This is a genomic window from Nonomuraea rubra, assembly GCF_014207985.1.
Taxonomy (GTDB): Bacteria; Actinomycetota; Actinomycetes; order Streptosporangiales; family Streptosporangiaceae; genus Nonomuraea; species Nonomuraea rubra.
Genome location: NZ_JACHMI010000001.1, coordinates 11,582,723 through 11,600,239 on the forward strand (window position 1 = coordinate 11,582,723; position 17,517 = coordinate 11,600,239).

A 17,517-nucleotide genomic window follows, 5' to 3' on the forward strand; every position below is an offset into this window, starting at 1 on the left:
GCGCCTGCCTGAGAGTCAGGCGAGCGCCCGCCAGGGCGCGAACGCGTGCGGGACGCCGCTGAGAGCGGGCGCGAGCTCGGGGTGGTGGCGGAGCAGGACCTCGGTCATGCCAGTCCTGTCGATCCAGTCCAGCCCTTCGGGGCTGTAGACCTCGGGCGTGTACAGGTCGGTGAAGAACGGATCGCTCTTCAGCCGCCGGGACGCCATCAGCACGAACACGCGGAAGGCGGTGTCGGACAGCGCGAACCCGGGCGGCTTGGGCTCGGCGAGCAGCCCGATGGTGACGTCGACGCGCTCGGGGTCGCCCTCGTACACCTCTTCGAGCTGCCTGGCCCACCCGGGGTCGCCGTCCATCCGCGCGAACTCGGTCACGGGCGGTTTGCGCAGCATGCGGCGGAAGTCGTTGTAGCGGGGCACCCCGCGCTCGCGGTCGCGCAGGACGTCGAGGGTGCCGATGTCGACGCGCTCGCCGCTGACGCGTACCAGGTCGCGCAGGGTGTTGGGGTGGTTGTGCGGGTCAGCGCCCCGGGATGCTTGACGCCGAAGGAGGAGAGCCAGTCGGACATGCCGTGCCTGTCGACGGCGGCGCGCGTGTGCTGCCCCTGGATCGGGAGCAGCTCCTCGGTGGTGATCAGGCTGCCGTCGCGGTGCGAGCGGACCGGGTAGTCGTCGCGGATCAGCGGATGGAACCGGTAGGAGGCGATGGACTCCTCCGTCATCGAGAACGGCGCCGCGTGGTGCTCCATCGGCGAGCCGAGGATGCCGGAGATCACCTCGCCGCGCCCCACCCGGCCGTGACGGCGGCGGAAGCCGGGCCCCAGCAGCCCTGACCAGTTGGTGTTCATGCCCACGCACGGCCCGGTTGTCGAGGATGCCGGGAGTCCACTCCACCGTGTGGATCTTGGCCATGACGGCGACGTCGACCAGGCGGGCGGTCTGGAAGAGCCGCTCGTCGTCCCACGACGGGTACGCCTCGCGCAGCCTGCCGCAGATGGCGTTGTGCTCCTTGACGAACAGGGTGTGCGGCAGCGCCAGGCCGACCCAGTAGTTGTCGTCGAACCCGGTCAGGTCGATCCCGGCCAGCCCCTCCGGCAGCCGCCCGTCCTGGAGGATCATCGTGCCGCCCTCGCCGGTGCGCAGCGAGCGGCAGTGCCGTTCGGGGCTGCCGTAGAGCTGCGAGCCGTCCCACCAGTGGGTGACCGTGTTCTCGTAGGTGGGCGGGGCGCCGGGCGCGGTGTGGGGCGTGGGGTCGGGACGGCTGCGGCGCACGCGCATCGCCGGCTCGTACCAGTGGTCGCCGTCGGCGATCGGCACCTCGATGGGGTCGGTCAGGTGGTTGTCGCCGTGGCTGAACCAGTCGTGGTTCTGGAACTGGATCCACGCGGCGGCCAGCATGTTCAGCGAGGTGGCCGGGATGAGGTCGCGTCTGGTCAGCAGCCGGTTGCACTTTTGTGTAAGCCGGGAGGTCTGTCTTGACCGAGGTACCGAAGGCGACCGGGGTGGAGAGCCTGACGTTCGCCCTGCTCTACTCCCTACCGGAGTTCGCCCGCGGCATCGTCGTCCCCAGGCCCTCGGTGACGCGGCTGCTGGCCCGTCTCGGCACGCAGGCGGCGGACGAGCTGGTCCAGCGGGTCGACCAGGTGGTGGCGGAGGAGCTCGACGGGGTTCTCGGTCGCCGGCCGGCCATGGTGGACTGGAAGCGGCTGCGCGGCGGCTACGACCGGGCCGTCCTGAGGCTGGTGCTCGGCGACTCGGCCCGCGATGACGTACAGATCCTGACGGCGCTGAACGCGCTGCGGCGGCAGGGCAACTGGCTGGGTCTGGGGCCTCGGCGGCGGGAGAGCGTGCGCGGGCTGCGGCCGGCCATCCCGAGCACTACGAACGGGCACGGGCCGAGGCGGGCGCGTCCGGCCGCGAGCGGGAGCACCTGCGTGCCTGCCTGTACGAGTCCCTGCGCCTGTGGCCGCTCGTGGCCACGCTGCCCCGCGTCGTCACCGAGCCCACCGCCTGGCACGGAGCCACGCTCCCCGCCGGCACCGACATCATGATCCCGGTCGCCGTTCACAGCCGGAACCCTCAGCTCGGCTACGCCGACACCTTCACCCCCGAGGCCTGGCTGGACGGGCGGGCCACGGCCGACTGGTGGATCTTCCCGTTCTCGGCCGGGCCGGCCCGCTGCCCAAGACGTTGGACCCCTTCTCCCTGCGGCTGAACGTCCGGCCCGCGGCGTTCCGCACATCTTGTGATCGGGCCGGGTGACGCGGTAGAAACAACCGCAACCACATTCTTCGGGCCTCGATATAAGCCGGGCCGTTCGAGAGAGCGCTCTCTCGAACGGGATCCGGCGATGTCCAGAGCGCACTGCGAACCCCGCAGTGGAAGGGACGGACCGTATGACGACGACCCAGCCCCCCGGCGGCCGGGCGCCGCGATTCGGCCTCGTGCTGACGACCGCCCTCTTGACCGCCGCCGCCACGACCACCGTCTTATCGGCGGCCACCACCGCCGCCGCCGCGTCACCCGCCACCCCCGACCTCGGGCCGAACGTCACCGTGTTCGACCCCGGCATGCCGGTCGGCGACATCCAGGCCACCCTCGACGCCGCCCACGCCGCCCAGGTGGACAACGAGATGGGCACCACCCGCCACGCCTACCTCTTCAAGCCCGGCACGTACGGCACCGCCGAGCAGCCGCTCCAGATCAAGGTCGGCTACTACACGGAGATCGCCGGCCTCGGCGCCTCCCCCACGGACGTCGTCATCAACGGCAAGGTCGAGGTCTACAACCGCTGCCTGGCGGACGGCGGCACCAGCAACTGCCTCGCGCTCGTCAACTTCTGGCGCACCCTGTCGAACCTGTCGATCAACATCAACGCCGCAGGCCAGGACGGCTGCCGGTCTTCGGCGAACTTCTGGGCCGTCTCGCAGGCCGTGTCCATGCGCCGGCTCGACGTCAGCGGCGGCACCCTGTCGCTGATGGACTACTGCACCGCCGGCCCGCAGTACGCCAGCGGCGGCTTCATCGCCGACTCCAGGCTGCCGTCCGTCACGAACGGCTCGCAGCAGCAGTGGCTGACCCGCAACAGCGAGGTCGCCGGCTGGTCGAACGGCGTGTGGAACCAGGTCTTCTCGGGCGTCACCGGCGCCCCGGCCGAGACCGGGTTCCCGAGCCCGCCGTACACCACGCTCGACACCACCCCGGTCAGCCGCGAGAAGCCCTACCTGTACGCCGACGCGAAGGGCAGGTACAACGTCCGCGTGCCCGCCGCCAGGCGGGACACCCGCGGCATCTCGTGGGCCACCGGCCTGACGCCCGGCCGCACGCTGCCGATCAGCGACTTCTTCGTCGCCAGGCCGTCCGACTCCGTGCACGACATCAACAGGCAGCTCGCCCGCGGCAAGAACCTGCTGCTCACTCCCGGCGTGTACGACATCCCGCGCAGCATCGAGGTCAAGCGCCCCAACACGGTCGTGCTCGGGCTCGGGCACGCCACGCTCACCGCCACCCGCGGCTCGACCCCGATCGAGGTCGCCGACGTACCCGGCGTGGTCGTCGCGGGCGTCACCATCGACGCCGGCACGGAGAAGTCCCCGGTGCTGCTGCGCGTCGGCAAGCGCCACGGCGAGCGCCGGGCCTCGCCGGACAACCCGACGACCCTGTCCGACGTGTACTTCCGGGTGGGCGGGCCGCACATCGGCAAGACCGACGTCGCGCTCGAGGTCAACAGCGACCACGTGCTCATCGACCACACCTGGGTGTGGCGGGCCGACCACGGCGTCGAGGGCCTCAACGACACCCAGCGCTGGAACACCAACCTGGGCCGCAACGGCGCCGTCATCAACGGCGACCACGTGACCGCGACCGGGCTGTTCGTCGAGCACTTCCAGCAGTACAACACGATCTGGAACGGCGACGACGGCACGACGATCCTGTACCAGAACGAGCTGCCGTACGACCCGCCGACCCAGGCCGACTGGATGAACGGCGCCGTCGAGGGCTGGGCCGGCTACAAAGTCGGCGACCGCGTGCGCAGGCACCGCCTGTACGGGGGCGGGGTGTACGTCTTCAATCAGAACAATCCGGAGATCCACACCGAGAATGGGTTCGAGGTGCCTCAGGCGCCGGGGGTGAGGCTGCATCACATCATGACGGTCAACCTCAGCGCCGGGATCATCGATCACGTCGTCAACGGCGTCGGTGACGCGGCCGACACCACCAAGGTGGGTGCACCTGTGTACATCACGGACTACCCGGCTCCATAGGGACCGCGGGCGGGCCGGCCAACCACCGCTGGTCGGCCGGCCCGCACCGCCTCGGCCGGCCGGCCGGCCACGGCGGGTCGGCCGACCCATCACCGCAAAGTCGGTCGGCCACCACCGCGGCGGCGCGTCGGGCGACCGGCGATGGCGGTCAGCCCTCATGCGCATTGGCCTACCACCCCCGCCACGGCTATGGTTCCTGGCTTCGCCGCCACCTGTCGAAGATCGCCGGGTTCCTGCGGACGTCCCATCGACCGAGCATGGAATCGCCGCCCACCACGATCTCGGCCACCACCAGCGCCGAGGCCGCACTCCTGTCCGACTCGGCGACGATCCGGCCGTCCGGGGCGACGACGAGCGTCGCGCCGATCCCCTCCCGCCCCGGCACCGTTCCCGCCACGTCCGCTGTGATCACCCAGCAGTCGTTCTCCACCGCCCTCGCGACGAACGCCGAACGCGACCTGCTCAGCCAGCGGCGGGTGACGTCCACAGGCAGGTCGTTGTTGAGCGGACAGGCCAGGATGCGGGCTCCGGCCAGCGCCAGGAGACGGGACGGCTCGATGAAGTTGCAGTCGTAGCAGATCACGACCCCGAACGCGTGCTCCCCGTGGCGATGCAACGGCAGGTCATCGCCCGGGCTGAAGACGGGCTCCCGGGGGAACAACTTGCGGGAGATCGCCCCGACCAGCCTCCCCTCACGAACGATGGCCGCCGAGCTGTGCAGTCGCCCATCGGCCGAACGCTCGGTGAACCCGGCGACCACCGTCGTCGCCGCGGAGGCGTCCGCCAGGGCCGCGAGCAGGCTCGCGTAGGGCGGCGCGATCGCCACCGCCTCGGCGGCCGGCCTGTCGGCGGGCATGCCGCCGAAGTAACACTCCGGAAGAACGAGCAGGTCGATGCGCTCCTGGGCGCATCGCTCCAGGACGTACGGAAGGTCACCGGCGGCCGAGCCGCTCAGCCCCGCCTGCAGCGCGGCAACCCTCAGCCGGTCGCCGCCGGGATGACTCTTCACGTGACACCTGCCTGGGGAGGGCCCTTGACGGACGTGCCGTTCCTTTGCGCGTCTCCCCAACAACTTAGATAAATTGAGGCCGCTCTCACTTTGAGCCTCAGAGCCACAGTGATCACCAGCGGCATCACGGCATCGGACGATCATCGCTCGCGGCTACGCCGAGTTCGGCGAGCAGATCGTCGCCGTGGGCAGACCTACTGGAGGAGGCGCGGAAATCCCCCATCCAGCACGCCCCGGCGACCACGCTCCCGCTCAGACATGTTCCATCACGATCACCCCGCTCGTGTCAGGGACGAGCGCGGTGAAGACATGCGGCGCATCACCGGGATAGGACAGATAGTCCCCGGGCCCCAACTCGACCGGCTCGTCCAAGGGCCCTGCCAGCGCCCGCCCCACCCCGATCACCAGGTGCTCGACAGTCCCCGGCATGTGCGGGTCCGATCGCCGCGACTCGCCCGGCTGCGCCTCGACCCTGTAGAGGTCGCGGCGGGCGCCAGGCGGGCTGGAGGCCAGCAACGTCGCGGTGTAGCCGGCGTGGCCGGAGTGGACGGCCGGCCCCTCGCCGGCGCGGATCAGCCGTACCGCCGGACGCGGCGGGTCCACCAGCCGGCTGAACGGCACGCCCAGCGCCACCCCGAGGGCCCAGAGCGTCTCCAGGCTTGGGTTCCCGCTGCCCGATTCGAGCTGGGACAGCGTCGACTTGGCCAGCCCAGAGCGTCGAGCGAGCTCCGTCAGCGACATCCCGGCACGGTCCCGCTCACGCCTGATCGCCGCCGCGATCCGCTCGAAGGGAGGTCTGTCATCCGCCACTGTTCGCTCCAAACTTCCATCTGTTCGATTTGACGAACACCCACGCGCGGTCCACTATAGCGGTCGAGCGTTCCGATATACCGAACGGGGGCCACATGCACGACCCACAAGGGCGGGACCGGCCGCTCCCCGGCAACAGCAGTCACGCCACGCCCGAGCACGGCCGAGCCGCCACCCTGCCACCGCCGTCCATGCGCCATCTCGGCATCCTCGCGCACAGCACCGAAGGCGCGGCGCTGAGCTTCCTGTCCTTCTGCCAGGAGGGCTTCCAGCGTCTGGGCCAGCACGACCACCCCGACGTGACACTCGACTACATCCCGTTCGGCCGCAGCATGCCCGCCTGGGACGCGGGAGATCACGACGCCGTACGCAAGACACTCGCGGTGAGCGTGGACCGGCTGGCCCGAGCGGGCGCGGAGTTCTTCATCTGCCCCGACAACACCGCCCACCTGGCACTGGAACGCCCCGGCCCGCCTCTCGCCCTGCCGGGCCTGCACATCGCCGAGGTGGTCGCCGAGCAGGCCGCGCGCGACGGCCGCACCCGCGTGGGAGTGCTCGGCACCACCTACACGATGGAAGGCCCGGTATATCCCCGCGCCCTCGGCTCCCGGGGAATCGCCGCCGAGGTACCGGACTCCGAAGACCGCGAGCTGGTCAACGAAATCATCTTCAACGAGCTGGTCAACGGCCTGTTCACCAACGACTCACGTGCCGCCTACGTCAAGGTCGTCGAACGGCTGGCCGCCCGCGGCTGCGACGCGGTGGCACTGGTCTGCACCGAGATCCCCCTCCTGATCGAGCCCCAGCACTCACCGCTCCCCACACTCGACTCAACCCGCCTCCTGTCGACCGCCGCCTACGACGTAGCCGCCGGTCTACGACCGTTCCCGTCCTGGCGCGGCGGCCCCGAGGGCCTCACGGGATGAGGTGAACGCGCTCGGCATCCGAGCCCGTGAGGTGGTGAGGCGTGGCGTCCCAAGGCCGCCGACACCCACACGCAACCGTGCGGCCCGCGAAGTACGCCGTGCGGCGGCACGTGGAGCACGGCGTGCGGCACGTGGAGCACGGCGTACACGCGTGCAGGGCGGCGTAAGTCACGCACACGCAGCGTTAGGCACGCACCGTGAGGCACACGCTGGGCGGCATGAGGCACCCGCGGGGCAACGCGAGGCACGTGCGGGGCGGCGATGCGACATGCGGCGTGACGCACTCACAGGGCACTGTGCCGCACGCACACGCAGCCTGCGACACAATGCGGCGTGAGACTCGCACACGCGGCGTCGGGCACGCGCGGTGTGGCGCGCGCGGCGCGGGTGGCGTGGCGTGGCGTGCGCAGCCTGGCGTGCGCAGCCTGGCGTGCGCGATGCGGCGCTTGGCTGCTGCACGCTCCCCGGATCGTGAGGCGGGCCACCACGGCTGCTGCGCGTACCGGGCGGCCGGTAATGGTGGGTCGCTCGGGCGCCTCACCAACCGATGGCGCGGGCGAGCGGTGTGTCGCCCCCTGGTGACAGCGGCTTGGTCAGGACGAAAGGCATCTGCGCCATGAACCGCGGCTCGGTGCCCAGGTGCTCCTGAGCGGCGTGCACGGTGAACGGGTGCACCACGTAGGCATCACCTGGGCTGCCCGTCGCCAGGGCCAGCGGCCGGTCGCTGCCCGCCGCGTCGAAGATCGGCCCCATCTTCATGGGGTCGAGCACCTGCTTGCCGTCCAGCACCTTGACCATGTCGCGGTGTGACCCTGCGCGGATCCGGGTGGGTGCGTCGTCCGTGCCGACCTCGGAGAACAACACGAGGAGCAGCAGGGTGGCGGGACGCGCGCTCACTCCCCAGGTACCGTCGGCTCGCATGGTGTTGGAGTCGATGTGCCACCCCCGGTCATCGGCCGGTGCCACCCGGGGGAAGCGGATCGGGATGTTGCCGACGGCTCCGCGCGGATGCCATCCGCCAGGTCCGGCGACGGCGTCCAGGGCCGCATGCAACTTCGGGCTGGCCATGAACTGCCCGAACGGCCCCTCGCCGGTCATGTCCGACGTCCACACCACCGGCTGCGTCCATCCTGAGGGATCATCCGGCGACAGGCCGATCCGCTGCCAGAGCAACGCCCTGGCCGCATCGCCGACCTCGCGCGGCACGATGCCTTCGAGCTTGGCGAACCCGTCGCGGACGAACTGTTCGACGTCAACGCTGTCCATAATGAGCACGCTATCGAGGCTGTCCATCGCTTTTCCGCACCTCCGGATCGGGCTCCCGGGTCGGACTTGCGGGTCGCGATCAAGGGTCAAGCCTTGGGGCTGAGTTGGGGTTGGGATTCGGGACGAGTTGGGGGTTGGGGCTTTCGGGTCCGGCTTGCGTGTCGTGCTCGTGGGCCGTATTCGGCTCCTTTCCAGGCAGGCTGTTCCTGTGGTCCGGCCGAGCTGCCCATTCGCGATGCCAGATCGTTCCTGCGCCCGGTCAGGACGTCCCTGTACCCGGCCAGGCCGCCCCTTCGCCGGGCCACGTCATTCGATCCGCGCGGGCTCGTCCGGCACCGCCAGCCCCGCACCTTCTGACCGGCTGCACCGCCCCCTCGTGCCCGCTGCCCCGCTCTGCGTAGGCTGCACAGCCGTGGACCTTCGCCCTGTCGTCTTCGCCGACCGCCCCGACCTGCACGAGCAGGCGAACACCATCTTCAGCGCCGGTTGGCCCGAGTTCATCTTCCACGACCGGATCGCTGATCGATATCTCGAACGCGTACAGGCCTTCTTCGCCCACCTGAGCCTGCTCCTCCTGGACGCGGACGACCAGATAGCCGCAGGAGGATGGGGTGTCCCCGTGGGCTGGGACGGCACCATCGGCGACCTGCCCGGCGGCTACGACGACGCGTTGCGCCAAGCGGTCGAACTGCGCGAAGCGAACGGCCGGGCCGACACCATGGTCATCGCCGCCGCCCAGGTCCGGCCGGACCTACAGGGGCAGGGACTGGCCGCGCTGATGCTCCTGCACCTCGCCGACGCGGGTACGCGGGCGGGGCTTACTCGGGTGATCGCACCGGTCCGGCCGGCGCTGAAGGCGCGCTATCCCTTGACGCCCATGGCCCGGTTCATGACGTGGACCGGCCCGGACGGCGCCCCGCTGGATCCTTGGCTTCGTACTCACCACCGGATGGGCGCTCGGATGTTGTGTGCGGCGGAGCGTTCGATGGTCATGCAGGGTTCCGTCGCGGAGTGGGAGGAGTGGGCCGGCCTGCCCTTTCCGGAGTCGGGCCGGTACATCGTGCCAGGGGCGCTCGCCCCTGTCATGATCGACCGGGAGCATGATGTCGGCGAGCTCGTGGAAGCGAACGTCTGGGTCCAGCACCGCTGAACCCCTATGCCGCCGCACGGGCTCGGGGAACGGACAGGGCAGGAACGGTCTCCGCGAAACGCAGCGCCTTGTTCTGTCCCGGTCCACGGCGGACTCGATGGGTTTCCCCTTTTCCAGAGCGCGACCGCCTCAGCAGGCGACCGGTCGATGAGAGGCGATGATCGTCGGCACAGCCTGGTGTGGCTTGTGCGCCTGGCCAGGGGCCGGGGAGCGCGAGGGGCCGGCAGGCCACTCGCCCGGGGTATGGGGCCCGCCCCCACAGGGCGCTGCCTGAGGCTGCGTGGCGCGAAGCGCGCCTTGGGCGAAGACCGAGCAGTTGGACCGGAGGGTGGGGGGCCGGGCCCCCCACACAGCGGTGGCTGAAGCTGCGTCGCGCGAAGCGCGCGGTGGGCGCGAAGGCCGGGCAGTTGTTAGCGGCCCTGGTTGGCGACGGCTTCGATGGCGGCCTTGGCGGCCTCCGGGTCCAGGTACTTGCCGCCTCGGGTGGTTGGGCGGTAGTTGGGGTCGAGGTCGTACAGGAGGGGGATTCCCGTGGGGATGTTGAGGCCGGCGATCTCGTCGTCGCTGATGCCGTCCAGGTGCTTGACCAGGGCGCGCAGCGAGTTGCCATGGGCGGCGACGAGGACGGTGCGGCCGGCGGCCAGGTCGGGGACGATCTCGTCGTACCAGTACGGGAGCATGCGGTCGACCACGTCCTTCAGGCACTCCGTGCGGGGCATGAGCTCCGGCGGGAGGAGGGCGTAGCGGGGGTCGCCGGCCTGGGAGTACTCGTCGTCGTCGGCGATGGGGGGCGGCGGGACGTCGTACGAGCGCCGCCACAGCATGAACTGCTCGTCGCCGAACTCCTCCCTGGTCTGGGCCTTGTTCTTGCCCTGGAGGGCGCCGTAGTGGCGTTCGTTGAGACGCCAGCTGCGCTTCACCGGGAGCCAGAGCAGGTCCGCTTCCGCCAACGCCAGCTGGGCCGTCTGGATGGCCCTGGTCAGGAGGCTGGTGTGGACGACGTCCGGGCTCAGCCCGGCTTCCTGGAGGAGTTTGCCGCCGCGGCGGGCCTCGTCCTCGCCCTTGGCCGAGAGGCTCACGTCCACCCAGCCGGTGAACAGGCCCTTCGCGTTCCAGTCACTCTCGCCGTGCCTAAGCAGCACCAAAGTCGCCATGGGGCCAATCCTATGGTTTGGGAAGTGCGCGGGGTTGCGGGCCGTGCCAGTTGGACGTCGCCCCGGTGAAGCGCCGGACGAGTTGTGCATGCCTGCTCCTGGCGTGCGCCGCACTGCCTGTACCCCGCCGTACGGGTCAGGCGCGCCAGTTGATGAGCAGGCGGGGCAGTGAGTTCGGGGCCGTGCCTATTCGGCGGAGGGCGGGGATGGCGCCGTCGAGGTGATGCGAGTGGCGGTCGCGGTTATGCGGGTCGCAGGCGCGGTGACGCCGGTGGCGGCCGTGGTGATGCGGGTGGCGGCCGCGGTGAAGAGATCCCAGCCGTCGAGACACACCGTCCGCGGATCGTCGCCGTCCCACCCCCGCCGCACCGCCTCATCGAGCAGAGCCCGTACGGTCCCAGGCTCGTGCAGGTTCAACCACAGCCCCCCGGTCCCAACGGCCCCCGAATGCACGAACCCATCGGGTACGAACCGCCCCGGCCCGCCCTCGAAGACGATGAGCAACCGGCCTCGACCGCCCCGCAACCTCAGCATCTCCCGGCATTCGCCGAGCCGCCCCTCCCCATCGCGATGATCATGCGCCACCGTCCAGAGAAAGACCTCGCCCCCGACGACGAGCCGCCGCACTCTCTTCCTGCTGCGCGTCACCGGTCAGGGTCGGCGAAGCGGGCGAAGGCCTGGAGGTTGGCGAGGGATTCGCCGCGCTTGGCGCGCCAGGCCCACTCCCGCCGGATCGAGGAGGCGAAGCCCAGCTCCAACGCCCGGTCGAACCATTCGTCCGAGTACGTCAGCACGCACCCCAGCAGCCGATCGATCTCCTCCTCGCTCACCGCGGCCAGCGGCACCCGCCCGACCAGGTAGACGTCCCCGACGGGGTCGAGGGAGAAGTGCACCCCGTACATGGACCCGTTCTTGCCGAGCAGCCACCGGTAGAACTCGGTGTGGTTCTCGTCCGGCTGGCGGCAGAAGAAGGCTTCGACGTGCAGCACGCGCTCGCCCACGATCAGCCAGGTCATGGTGGCGAGCTTGTGCTGTCCGGGCAGTTTGGCCAGGAACGCCCCGGGCCGCGGCTCGTCGTAGGAGACGTCCGCGGCCTTGAGCGCGGCTTCGACGACATCGCGCATGCCGACCAGAATAAAAGTCAGGACACGGCGACGGGCACTTTGTGCATGTGGGCGAGGGCTCCGGCGTACACCTCCATGAGGCGGGCGGCGGTGGCCTGCCAGCCGAAGGCGGCCGCGTGGGCGCGGGCGCCGTGGGAGAGCTGGTCGCGCCAGCGGGGTGCGGTGACGAAGCGGCGCAGCGCCTGCGCCCATTCGGCCGGGTCGTGGCCGTCGACGAGCAGGCCGGAGACTCCGTCGCGGACGGCGGTGCGCAGGCCGCCGACCGCGGCGGCGGCCACGGGGGTGCCGCAGGCCTGCGACTCCAGCGCCACCAGGCCGAACGATTCGCTGTAGGAGGGGACGACGGTGACGTCCGCCGCCCGGTACCAGTCGGCCAGCTCCTCCTGCGGCGCGGGAGGTACGAGGCGGACGACGTCCGCGATGCCGAGTTCCGCGGCCAGGTCCGTCAAGAGGGAGGGGCGGGCCAGGCCGTTGCCGGAGGGACCGCCCACGCAGGCGACGACCAGGCGGGAGCGCAGCGACGGGTCGTCGATGAGCATCCTGGAGGCGGCGCGGAGCAGCACGTCGGGGGCCTTGAGCGGCTGGATGCGGCCGACGAACAGCAGGACGTGGGCGTTCTGCGGCAGGCCGAGCCGGTGGCGGGCGGCGCCCTGTGAGGCGGGCTGGAAGCGGGTGAGGTTGACGCCGGGGTTCACGACGGCGACGCGCTGCTCGGGGGCGCCGTACAGGTCGATCAGCTCACGGGCCTCGTCGGCGGTGTTGGCGACGAGGCGGTCGGCGATCTCGACGACCTGCTGCTCGCCGACCACGCGGGCCTGGGGTTCCGGTTTGTCGCCCTGGGCGAGCAGGAGGTTCTTGACCTTGGCCATGGTGTGCATGGTGTGCACGAGGGGCACGCCCCAGCGTTCCTTGGCCAGCCAGCCGACCTGGCCGGACAGCCAGTAGTGGGAGTGGATGACGTCGTAGCGGCCCGGGTCGTACATGGCCTCGGTGCGCAGGACCTCGGAGAGGAACGCGCAGAGCTGGGCGGGCAGGTCGGCGCGGTCCATCTCCTCGTACGGCCCGGCCGTGAGGTGGCGGACGAGGACGCCGGGAGCGAGCTCGGCCACGGGCGGCAGGTCGCGGGCGGTGGCCCGGGTGAAGATCTCCACCTCCACTCCGAGCTGGGCCAGTCGTCTGGCGGACTCGACGATGTACACGTTCATGCCTCCGGCGTCGCCCGTTCCGGGCTGGTCCAGCGGCGATGTGTGCATGCTGATGGTCGCGACCCGGCTGACCCGTCGTCGCCTCACCCGACTTCACCTCCGAAGTGCCTCACTCGACACCACCTCCAGACGGAATACAACTGTCCCGATTTTTTCGACATTCCCGACAGACGGTCACAACTAGGCGTAGGGAAGCCACCTCCTAGGATGTGGAGCATGCGGAAGACGGCTGTGGTGACGGGTGCGAGCAGCGGGATCGGAGAGGCGACCGCGCGGCGCCTCGCCGCCGAGGGATACGACGTCGTCGCGGGCGCGCGGCGCCGCGACCGGCTCGACAAGCTGGCCGCTGAGGTGCCCTCGATCAGGCCGGTGACGCTGGATGTGACCTCTCAGGAGTCGGTCGACGCGCTGGCCGCCGGCCTGGAGCGTTGTGACGTGCTGGTCAACAACGCCGGTGGCGCGTTCGGCCTGGAGCAGGTGGCCGACGCCCGGCTGGACGACTGGCAGCGCATGTACGACGTGAACGTGCTCGGTTCCCTACGCATGACCCAGGCGTTGATCCCCAAACTCGTCGAGTCGGGCGACGGCGTCCTGGTGATGCTCACCTCGACGGCCGGGCACGGCGCCTACGAGGGCGGCGGCGGCTACGTCGCGGCCAAGCACGCCCAGCGCACCATGGCGGAGACGCTCCGCCTGGAGCTGGTCGGGCAGCCGGTGCGGATCGTCGAGATCGCGCCGGGCATGGTGCAGACGGAGGGGTTCGCGGTCACCCGGTTCAGGGGCGACCAGGAGGCGGCGGACCGCGTGTACGCGGGCGTGCCCGACCCGCTCACGGCCGGCGACGTCGCCGACGCGATCGCCTGGTGCGTCACCCGCCCGGCCCACGTGAACGTCGATCGCCTGATCATCCGCCCCCGGGCCCAGGCCGCGCAGCACAAGGTGCACCGCGTCGGTGGCTAAACCGGTTGGGACGATCACCCGGGGCACGACCGGCCACAACCGGCTGCGGCGCTGCGACCGCTGGATCGCGGCGGTGCACGGCCCGCTGCTGCGGGGCGCCGCCGGCGGGCGGCCGCTGGTGGTGGACCTCGGGTACGGCGCCTCGCACACGACGACGCTGGAACTGTTCACCCGGTTGCGCCGGGTGGCGCCCGACGTGGACGTGGTGGGCGTCGAGATCGACCCGGCCAGGGTGGCGCTGGGCAAGCCGTACGAGCGGGAGGGGCTGAGCTTCCGGCTGGGCGGCTTCGAGCTGCCCGTCCCGCGCCCGCCGACGCTGGTCCGCGCGTTCAACGTGCTGCGGCAGTACGGCGAGGACGAGGCGTGGCACTACTGGGACGTGCTGACGGGCAGGCTGGCTCCGCACGGCGTCCTGGTGGAGGGCACCTGTTCGGAGAACGGCCGCCGGGCGGTGTGGGTGGGGCTGTCGCGGCGCGGGCCGGAGACGATCACGTTCGCGGCCAGGTTCGACGCCTTCGAGCGGCCGTCCGACCTGGCCGACCGGCTGCCGAAGACGCTCATCCACCGGAACGTGCCGGGTGAGCGGATCCACGCGTTTTTGAACGACTTCGACCGCGCCTGGGCGGTCAGCGCGCCTTACGGGGCGCATGGGCGGCGGCAGCGGTGGCTGGCCGCCGTCGGCGTGCTCGCCGAGTCCTGGCCGGTCCCGGCGCATCCGCCGCTGGGCGGTCCCGCCCGGTGGCGGCTCGGTGAGCTGACCCTTCCGTGGGCGGCCGTCGATCCCCGGTAAATGGTCTATTTCGCACAGGTGATCTGCGTTATATGGTCACGGTGCGATCCAACTCGTTCAAGTTCGGTCGCAACCTGTCGGGGGAAGTCAGGCACGGTCCTCGTCAAGGAGCCGAGATGAGCAGATTCTCAGGCTGGGCCCGCCGCCTCACCGCGGTGCTGGTCCTCTCAGGAGCAGTCGTCGCCTTACCCGTGCAGGAGGCGCTGGCCGCGCCCCCGCTCACCACCCCATGGACCGCCGAGGTCACCCCGGACAACGCCCTGCCGGAGTATCCGCGGCCCCAGCTCGTACGCTCCGAATGGCAGAACCTCAACGGCCTGTGGCAGTTCGCCGCGACCGGCTCCATCACCACCCCGCCCACCGGCCAGAACCTCGCCGAGCAGGTGCTGGTCCCGTACCCGATCGAATCGGGGCTCTCGCGGATCCAGCGGCACGAGGACCGCATGTGGTACCGCAGGACGTTCACCGTGCCCGCCGGCTGGTCGGGCCGCCGCGTCCGGCTCAACTTCGGCGCCGTGAGCTGGGAGACCAGGGTCTGGGTGAACGGCACCCAGGTCGGCACCCACACCGGCGGCTACGACCCGTTCGCCTTCGACATCACCCCGGCCCTGCGCTCCGGCTCGAACGAGCTCATCGTCGGCGTGTACGCCCCCGTGGACGCGACGGGCGCCCCGATCGGCAAGCAGCGCCGCTCCCCCGGCGGCATCTTCTACACCGCGCACTCCGGCATCTGGCAGACCGTGTGGATGGAGCCGGTCAACGCCGCGAGCATCACCCGCCTCGACACCACCCCTGACGTCGCGGCCGGGCAGCTCGACCTCGTCGTGCACGCGGCGGGCGCGTCGGGACAGCAGGTCAGGGCCGAGGTCCTGACCGGCGGGAACGTGGTCGGCACGGCCACCGGCGCGATCGGCGCGCACCTGCGGGTCCCGGTGCCGGACGCCCGCCTGTGGACGCCCGACGACCCGTTCCTGTACGACCTGCGCGTCACGCTCACCGGCGCCGGCGGCGGGGACGTCGTGACCGGCTACTTCGGCATGAGATCGGTCGGCAAGGCCATGGTCGGCGGCGTGCTGCGCCCGGCGCTGAACGGCCGGTTCGTCTTCCAGCTCGGCACCCTCGACCAGGGCTACTGGCCCGACGGCATCTCCACCGCCCCCACCGACGCGGCCCTGCGCTTCGACCTGGAGCAGCAGAAGGCGCTCGGCTTCAACACCGTGCGCAAGCACGTCAAGGTCGAGCCCGCCCGCTGGTACTACTGGGCCGACCGGCTCGGCCTGATGGTCTGGCAGGACATGCCCTCCATGCGCACCGGCGTCAGCCCCTCGACGGCCGACAGGACGAACTTCGAGAGCGAGCTGCGCCGCATGGTGGACCACCTGCGCGGGATCACCTCGATCGTGCAGTGGGTGCCGTTCAACGAGGGCTGGGGCGAGTACGACCCCGCCCGCATCGCCGACCTGGTCAAGAGCTGGGACCCCGGCCGTCTGGTCAACAACAACTCCGGCTCCAACTGCTGCGGCTTCGACGGCGGCAACGGCGACGTGGTGGACGACCACATCTACGTCGGCCCCGGCACGCCGCAGCGGCCCAGCACGACCAGGGTGGCGGTGCTGGGCGAGTTCGGCGGCCTCGGCCTGCTCAGCCCCGGCCACCAGTGGCCGGGCACCGGCTTCGCGTACGAGATGACCGCGAGCTCCACGGCGCTGACCGACCGCTACGTCTCGATCAACGAGCAGCTCAAGCCGCTCATCGCGAACAACGGCCTGTCGGCGTCCATCTACACCCAGCCCACGGACGTCGAGAACGAGGTCAACGGCCTGTGGACGTACGACCGCCGGGTGCCGAAGATGAACGCGGACCGCGTACGCACCGTCAACCGCTCCGTCCTCCAGTCCGCGACCGGCCTGACGGCCGGCGGCCTCGTCTCGCTGCGCGTCACCACCGCCGGCCACACCGACCGCTTCCTGCGCCACCAGGACGGCCTGGCCCGCACGGACGTGGTCACCGCGGGCAGCACGGACACCCTGAAGCTGGACGCCACCTTCTGGGTCCGGCGCGGCCTGGCGAACGCCACCTGCTTCTCCTTCGAGTCACGCAACTTCCCCGGCCACTACCTGCGGCACGCCAACTCCCGGGTACGCAAGGACGCGCGCGACGGCACGCCCCTGTTCGACCAGGACGCCACGTTCTGCGCCCGCGCGGCCCAGGCGGGCACCGGCGTGTCGCTGGAGCCGCTCAACCAGCCCGGCTCCTACCTGCGCCACAACAACGACGCCGTCTACATCGCGCGCAGCGGCGGCCCCAACGCCTGGGACACCGCCACGTCGTTCGCCGCCGACGTCACCTGGCTGCCGAGTACGCCGTGGTGGCGCAGCGGGGCCGGCCTGACCGTGGGGGCGGCCCAGTCGCTGCGGGTGACCACGCCGGGGTTCACCGACCGGTACCTGCGGCACCAGGACTCGCTGGCGCGTACCGACGTGGTGAGCGCCACCAGCCCGCCGCTCCTCAGGGAGGACGCCACGTTCTACGTGCGGCGGGGGCTGGCCGAGGGGAGCTGCTACTCCTTCGAGTCGCGCAACTTCCCCGGCCACTACCTGCGGCACGCCGACTTCCGGGTACGCAAGGACGCGCGCGACGGCACGCCCCTGTTCGACCAGGACGCCACCTTCTGCGCCCAGCCGGGCAGGGCCGGGGGCGGCGGGGTGACGCTGGCCTCGTACAACATCGCCGGCCACCACGTCCGGCACTTCGCCGAGGCCGTGCACATCGCGGTGCCGGGCGGCTCGCACGCCTTCGACGCGGCGGCGAGCTACGACCAGGACGTGACGTGGGCCGTCGCATCGCCCTGGGCGCCATGA

16 protein-coding genes are annotated in these 17,517 nt (G+C 71.0%); 8 read left to right on the forward strand and 8 right to left on the reverse strand.

Annotated elements, in window-relative coordinates:
• Window positions 1–15: 15 nt before the first annotated feature.
• Window positions 16–1,437 carry a peroxidase family protein gene (locus tag HD593_RS52960; protein ID WP_312904477.1) on the reverse strand — a complete coding sequence of 474 codons (1,422 nt, stop codon included), beginning with the start codon at window positions 1,435–1,437 and terminating at the stop codon, window positions 16–18.
• Window positions 1,438–1,472: 35 nt separating this feature from the next.
• Here HD593_RS52960 and HD593_RS62895 point away from each other — a divergent pair, with 35 nt between their 5' ends.
• From HD593_RS62895 to HD593_RS52970, 3 genes are all read left to right on the forward strand, one after another.
• Window positions 1,473–2,048 carry a cytochrome P450 family protein gene (locus tag HD593_RS62895; protein WP_246547218.1) on the forward strand — a complete coding sequence of 192 codons (576 nt, stop codon included), beginning with the start codon at window positions 1,473–1,475 and terminating at the stop codon, window positions 2,046–2,048.
• Window positions 1,970–2,212, forward strand: coding sequence for a cytochrome P450 (locus tag HD593_RS62900; protein WP_312904364.1), 243 nt, complete (start codon window positions 1,970–1,972; stop codon window positions 2,210–2,212). The genes HD593_RS62895 and HD593_RS62900 overlap by 79 nt, the downstream gene beginning before the upstream one ends.
• Window positions 2,213–2,393: 181 nt before the next feature.
• Window positions 2,394–4,262, forward strand: coding sequence for an adenylyl cyclase (locus HD593_RS52970; protein ID WP_185110409.1), 1,869 nt, complete (start codon window positions 2,394–2,396; stop codon window positions 4,260–4,262).
• Window positions 4,263–4,449: 187 nt separating this feature from the next.
• Here HD593_RS52970 and HD593_RS52975 read toward each other — a convergent pair whose 3' ends face one another.
• Together HD593_RS52975 and HD593_RS52980 are read right to left on the reverse strand one after the other, a co-directional pair.
• On the reverse strand, window positions 4,450–5,271 hold the full coding sequence (locus HD593_RS52975) for a carbon-nitrogen hydrolase family protein (RefSeq protein WP_185110410.1): 822 nt from the start codon (window positions 5,269–5,271) through the stop codon (window positions 4,450–4,452).
• Between the two features lie 252 nt (window positions 5,272–5,523).
• On the reverse strand, window positions 5,524–6,081 hold the full coding sequence (locus HD593_RS52980; RefSeq protein WP_312904365.1) for a helix-turn-helix domain-containing protein: 558 nt from the start codon (window positions 6,079–6,081) through the stop codon (window positions 5,524–5,526).
• Between the two features lie 95 nt (window positions 6,082–6,176).
• Between HD593_RS52980 and HD593_RS52985 the strand changes: the two genes are divergently transcribed.
• Complete coding sequence (locus HD593_RS52985; RefSeq protein WP_246547222.1) at window positions 6,177–7,007, forward strand: aspartate/glutamate racemase family protein; 831 nt, start codon at window positions 6,177–6,179, stop codon at window positions 7,005–7,007.
• Window positions 7,008–7,544: 537 nt separating this feature from the next.
• Here the strand turns inward: HD593_RS52985 and HD593_RS52990 are convergent.
• Complete coding sequence (locus HD593_RS52990) at window positions 7,545–8,273, reverse strand: phytanoyl-CoA dioxygenase family protein (RefSeq protein WP_185110412.1); 729 nt, start codon at window positions 8,271–8,273, stop codon at window positions 7,545–7,547.
• Between the two features lie 412 nt (window positions 8,274–8,685).
• Between HD593_RS52990 and HD593_RS52995 the strand changes: the two genes are divergently transcribed.
• A complete protein-coding gene (locus HD593_RS52995) occupies window positions 8,686–9,423 on the forward strand; it encodes a hypothetical protein (RefSeq protein ID WP_185110413.1) in 738 nt (245 codons plus the stop codon).
• Window positions 9,424–9,833: 410 nt separating this feature from the next.
• Here the strand turns inward: HD593_RS52995 and HD593_RS53000 are convergent, their stop codons facing one another.
• The 4 genes from HD593_RS53000 to mshA all read right to left on the reverse strand — a co-directional run bounded on the left by HD593_RS53000 (window position 9,834) and on the right by mshA (window position 12,993).
• Window positions 9,834–10,577, reverse strand: coding sequence for a phosphoglyceromutase (locus HD593_RS53000; protein ID WP_185110414.1), 744 nt, complete (start codon window positions 10,575–10,577; stop codon window positions 9,834–9,836).
• Window positions 10,578–10,763: 186 nt separating this feature from the next.
• Window positions 10,764–11,204: a hypothetical protein gene (locus HD593_RS53005; protein ID WP_185110415.1), complete on the reverse strand. Its 441-nt coding sequence runs from the start codon at window positions 11,202–11,204 to the stop codon at window positions 10,764–10,766.
• Between the two features lie 17 nt (window positions 11,205–11,221).
• Window positions 11,222–11,701, reverse strand: coding sequence for a type III secretion system chaperone family protein (locus tag HD593_RS53010; protein WP_185110416.1), 480 nt, complete (start codon window positions 11,699–11,701; stop codon window positions 11,222–11,224).
• A 17-nt stretch (window positions 11,702–11,718) separates the two neighbouring features.
• Complete coding sequence (mshA, locus tag HD593_RS53015) at window positions 11,719–12,993, reverse strand: D-inositol-3-phosphate glycosyltransferase (protein ID WP_312904366.1); 1,275 nt, start codon at window positions 12,991–12,993, stop codon at window positions 11,719–11,721.
• A 129-nt stretch (window positions 12,994–13,122) separates the two neighbouring features.
• Between mshA and HD593_RS53020 the strand changes: the two genes are divergently transcribed.
• From HD593_RS53020 to HD593_RS53030, 3 genes are all read left to right on the forward strand, one after another.
• Window positions 13,123–13,866 carry an SDR family NAD(P)-dependent oxidoreductase gene (locus HD593_RS53020; RefSeq protein ID WP_185110417.1) on the forward strand — a complete coding sequence of 248 codons (744 nt, stop codon included), beginning with the start codon at window positions 13,123–13,125 and terminating at the stop codon, window positions 13,864–13,866.
• Window positions 13,859–14,656, forward strand: a complete 798-nt coding sequence (locus HD593_RS53025; protein ID WP_185110418.1) for a class I SAM-dependent methyltransferase — start codon at window positions 13,859–13,861, stop codon at window positions 14,654–14,656. The genes HD593_RS53020 and HD593_RS53025 overlap by 8 nt, the downstream gene beginning before the upstream one ends.
• A 116-nt stretch (window positions 14,657–14,772) precedes the next feature.
• Window positions 14,773–17,517, forward strand: coding sequence for an AbfB domain-containing protein (locus HD593_RS53030; RefSeq protein WP_185110419.1), 2,745 nt, complete (start codon window positions 14,773–14,775; stop codon window positions 17,515–17,517).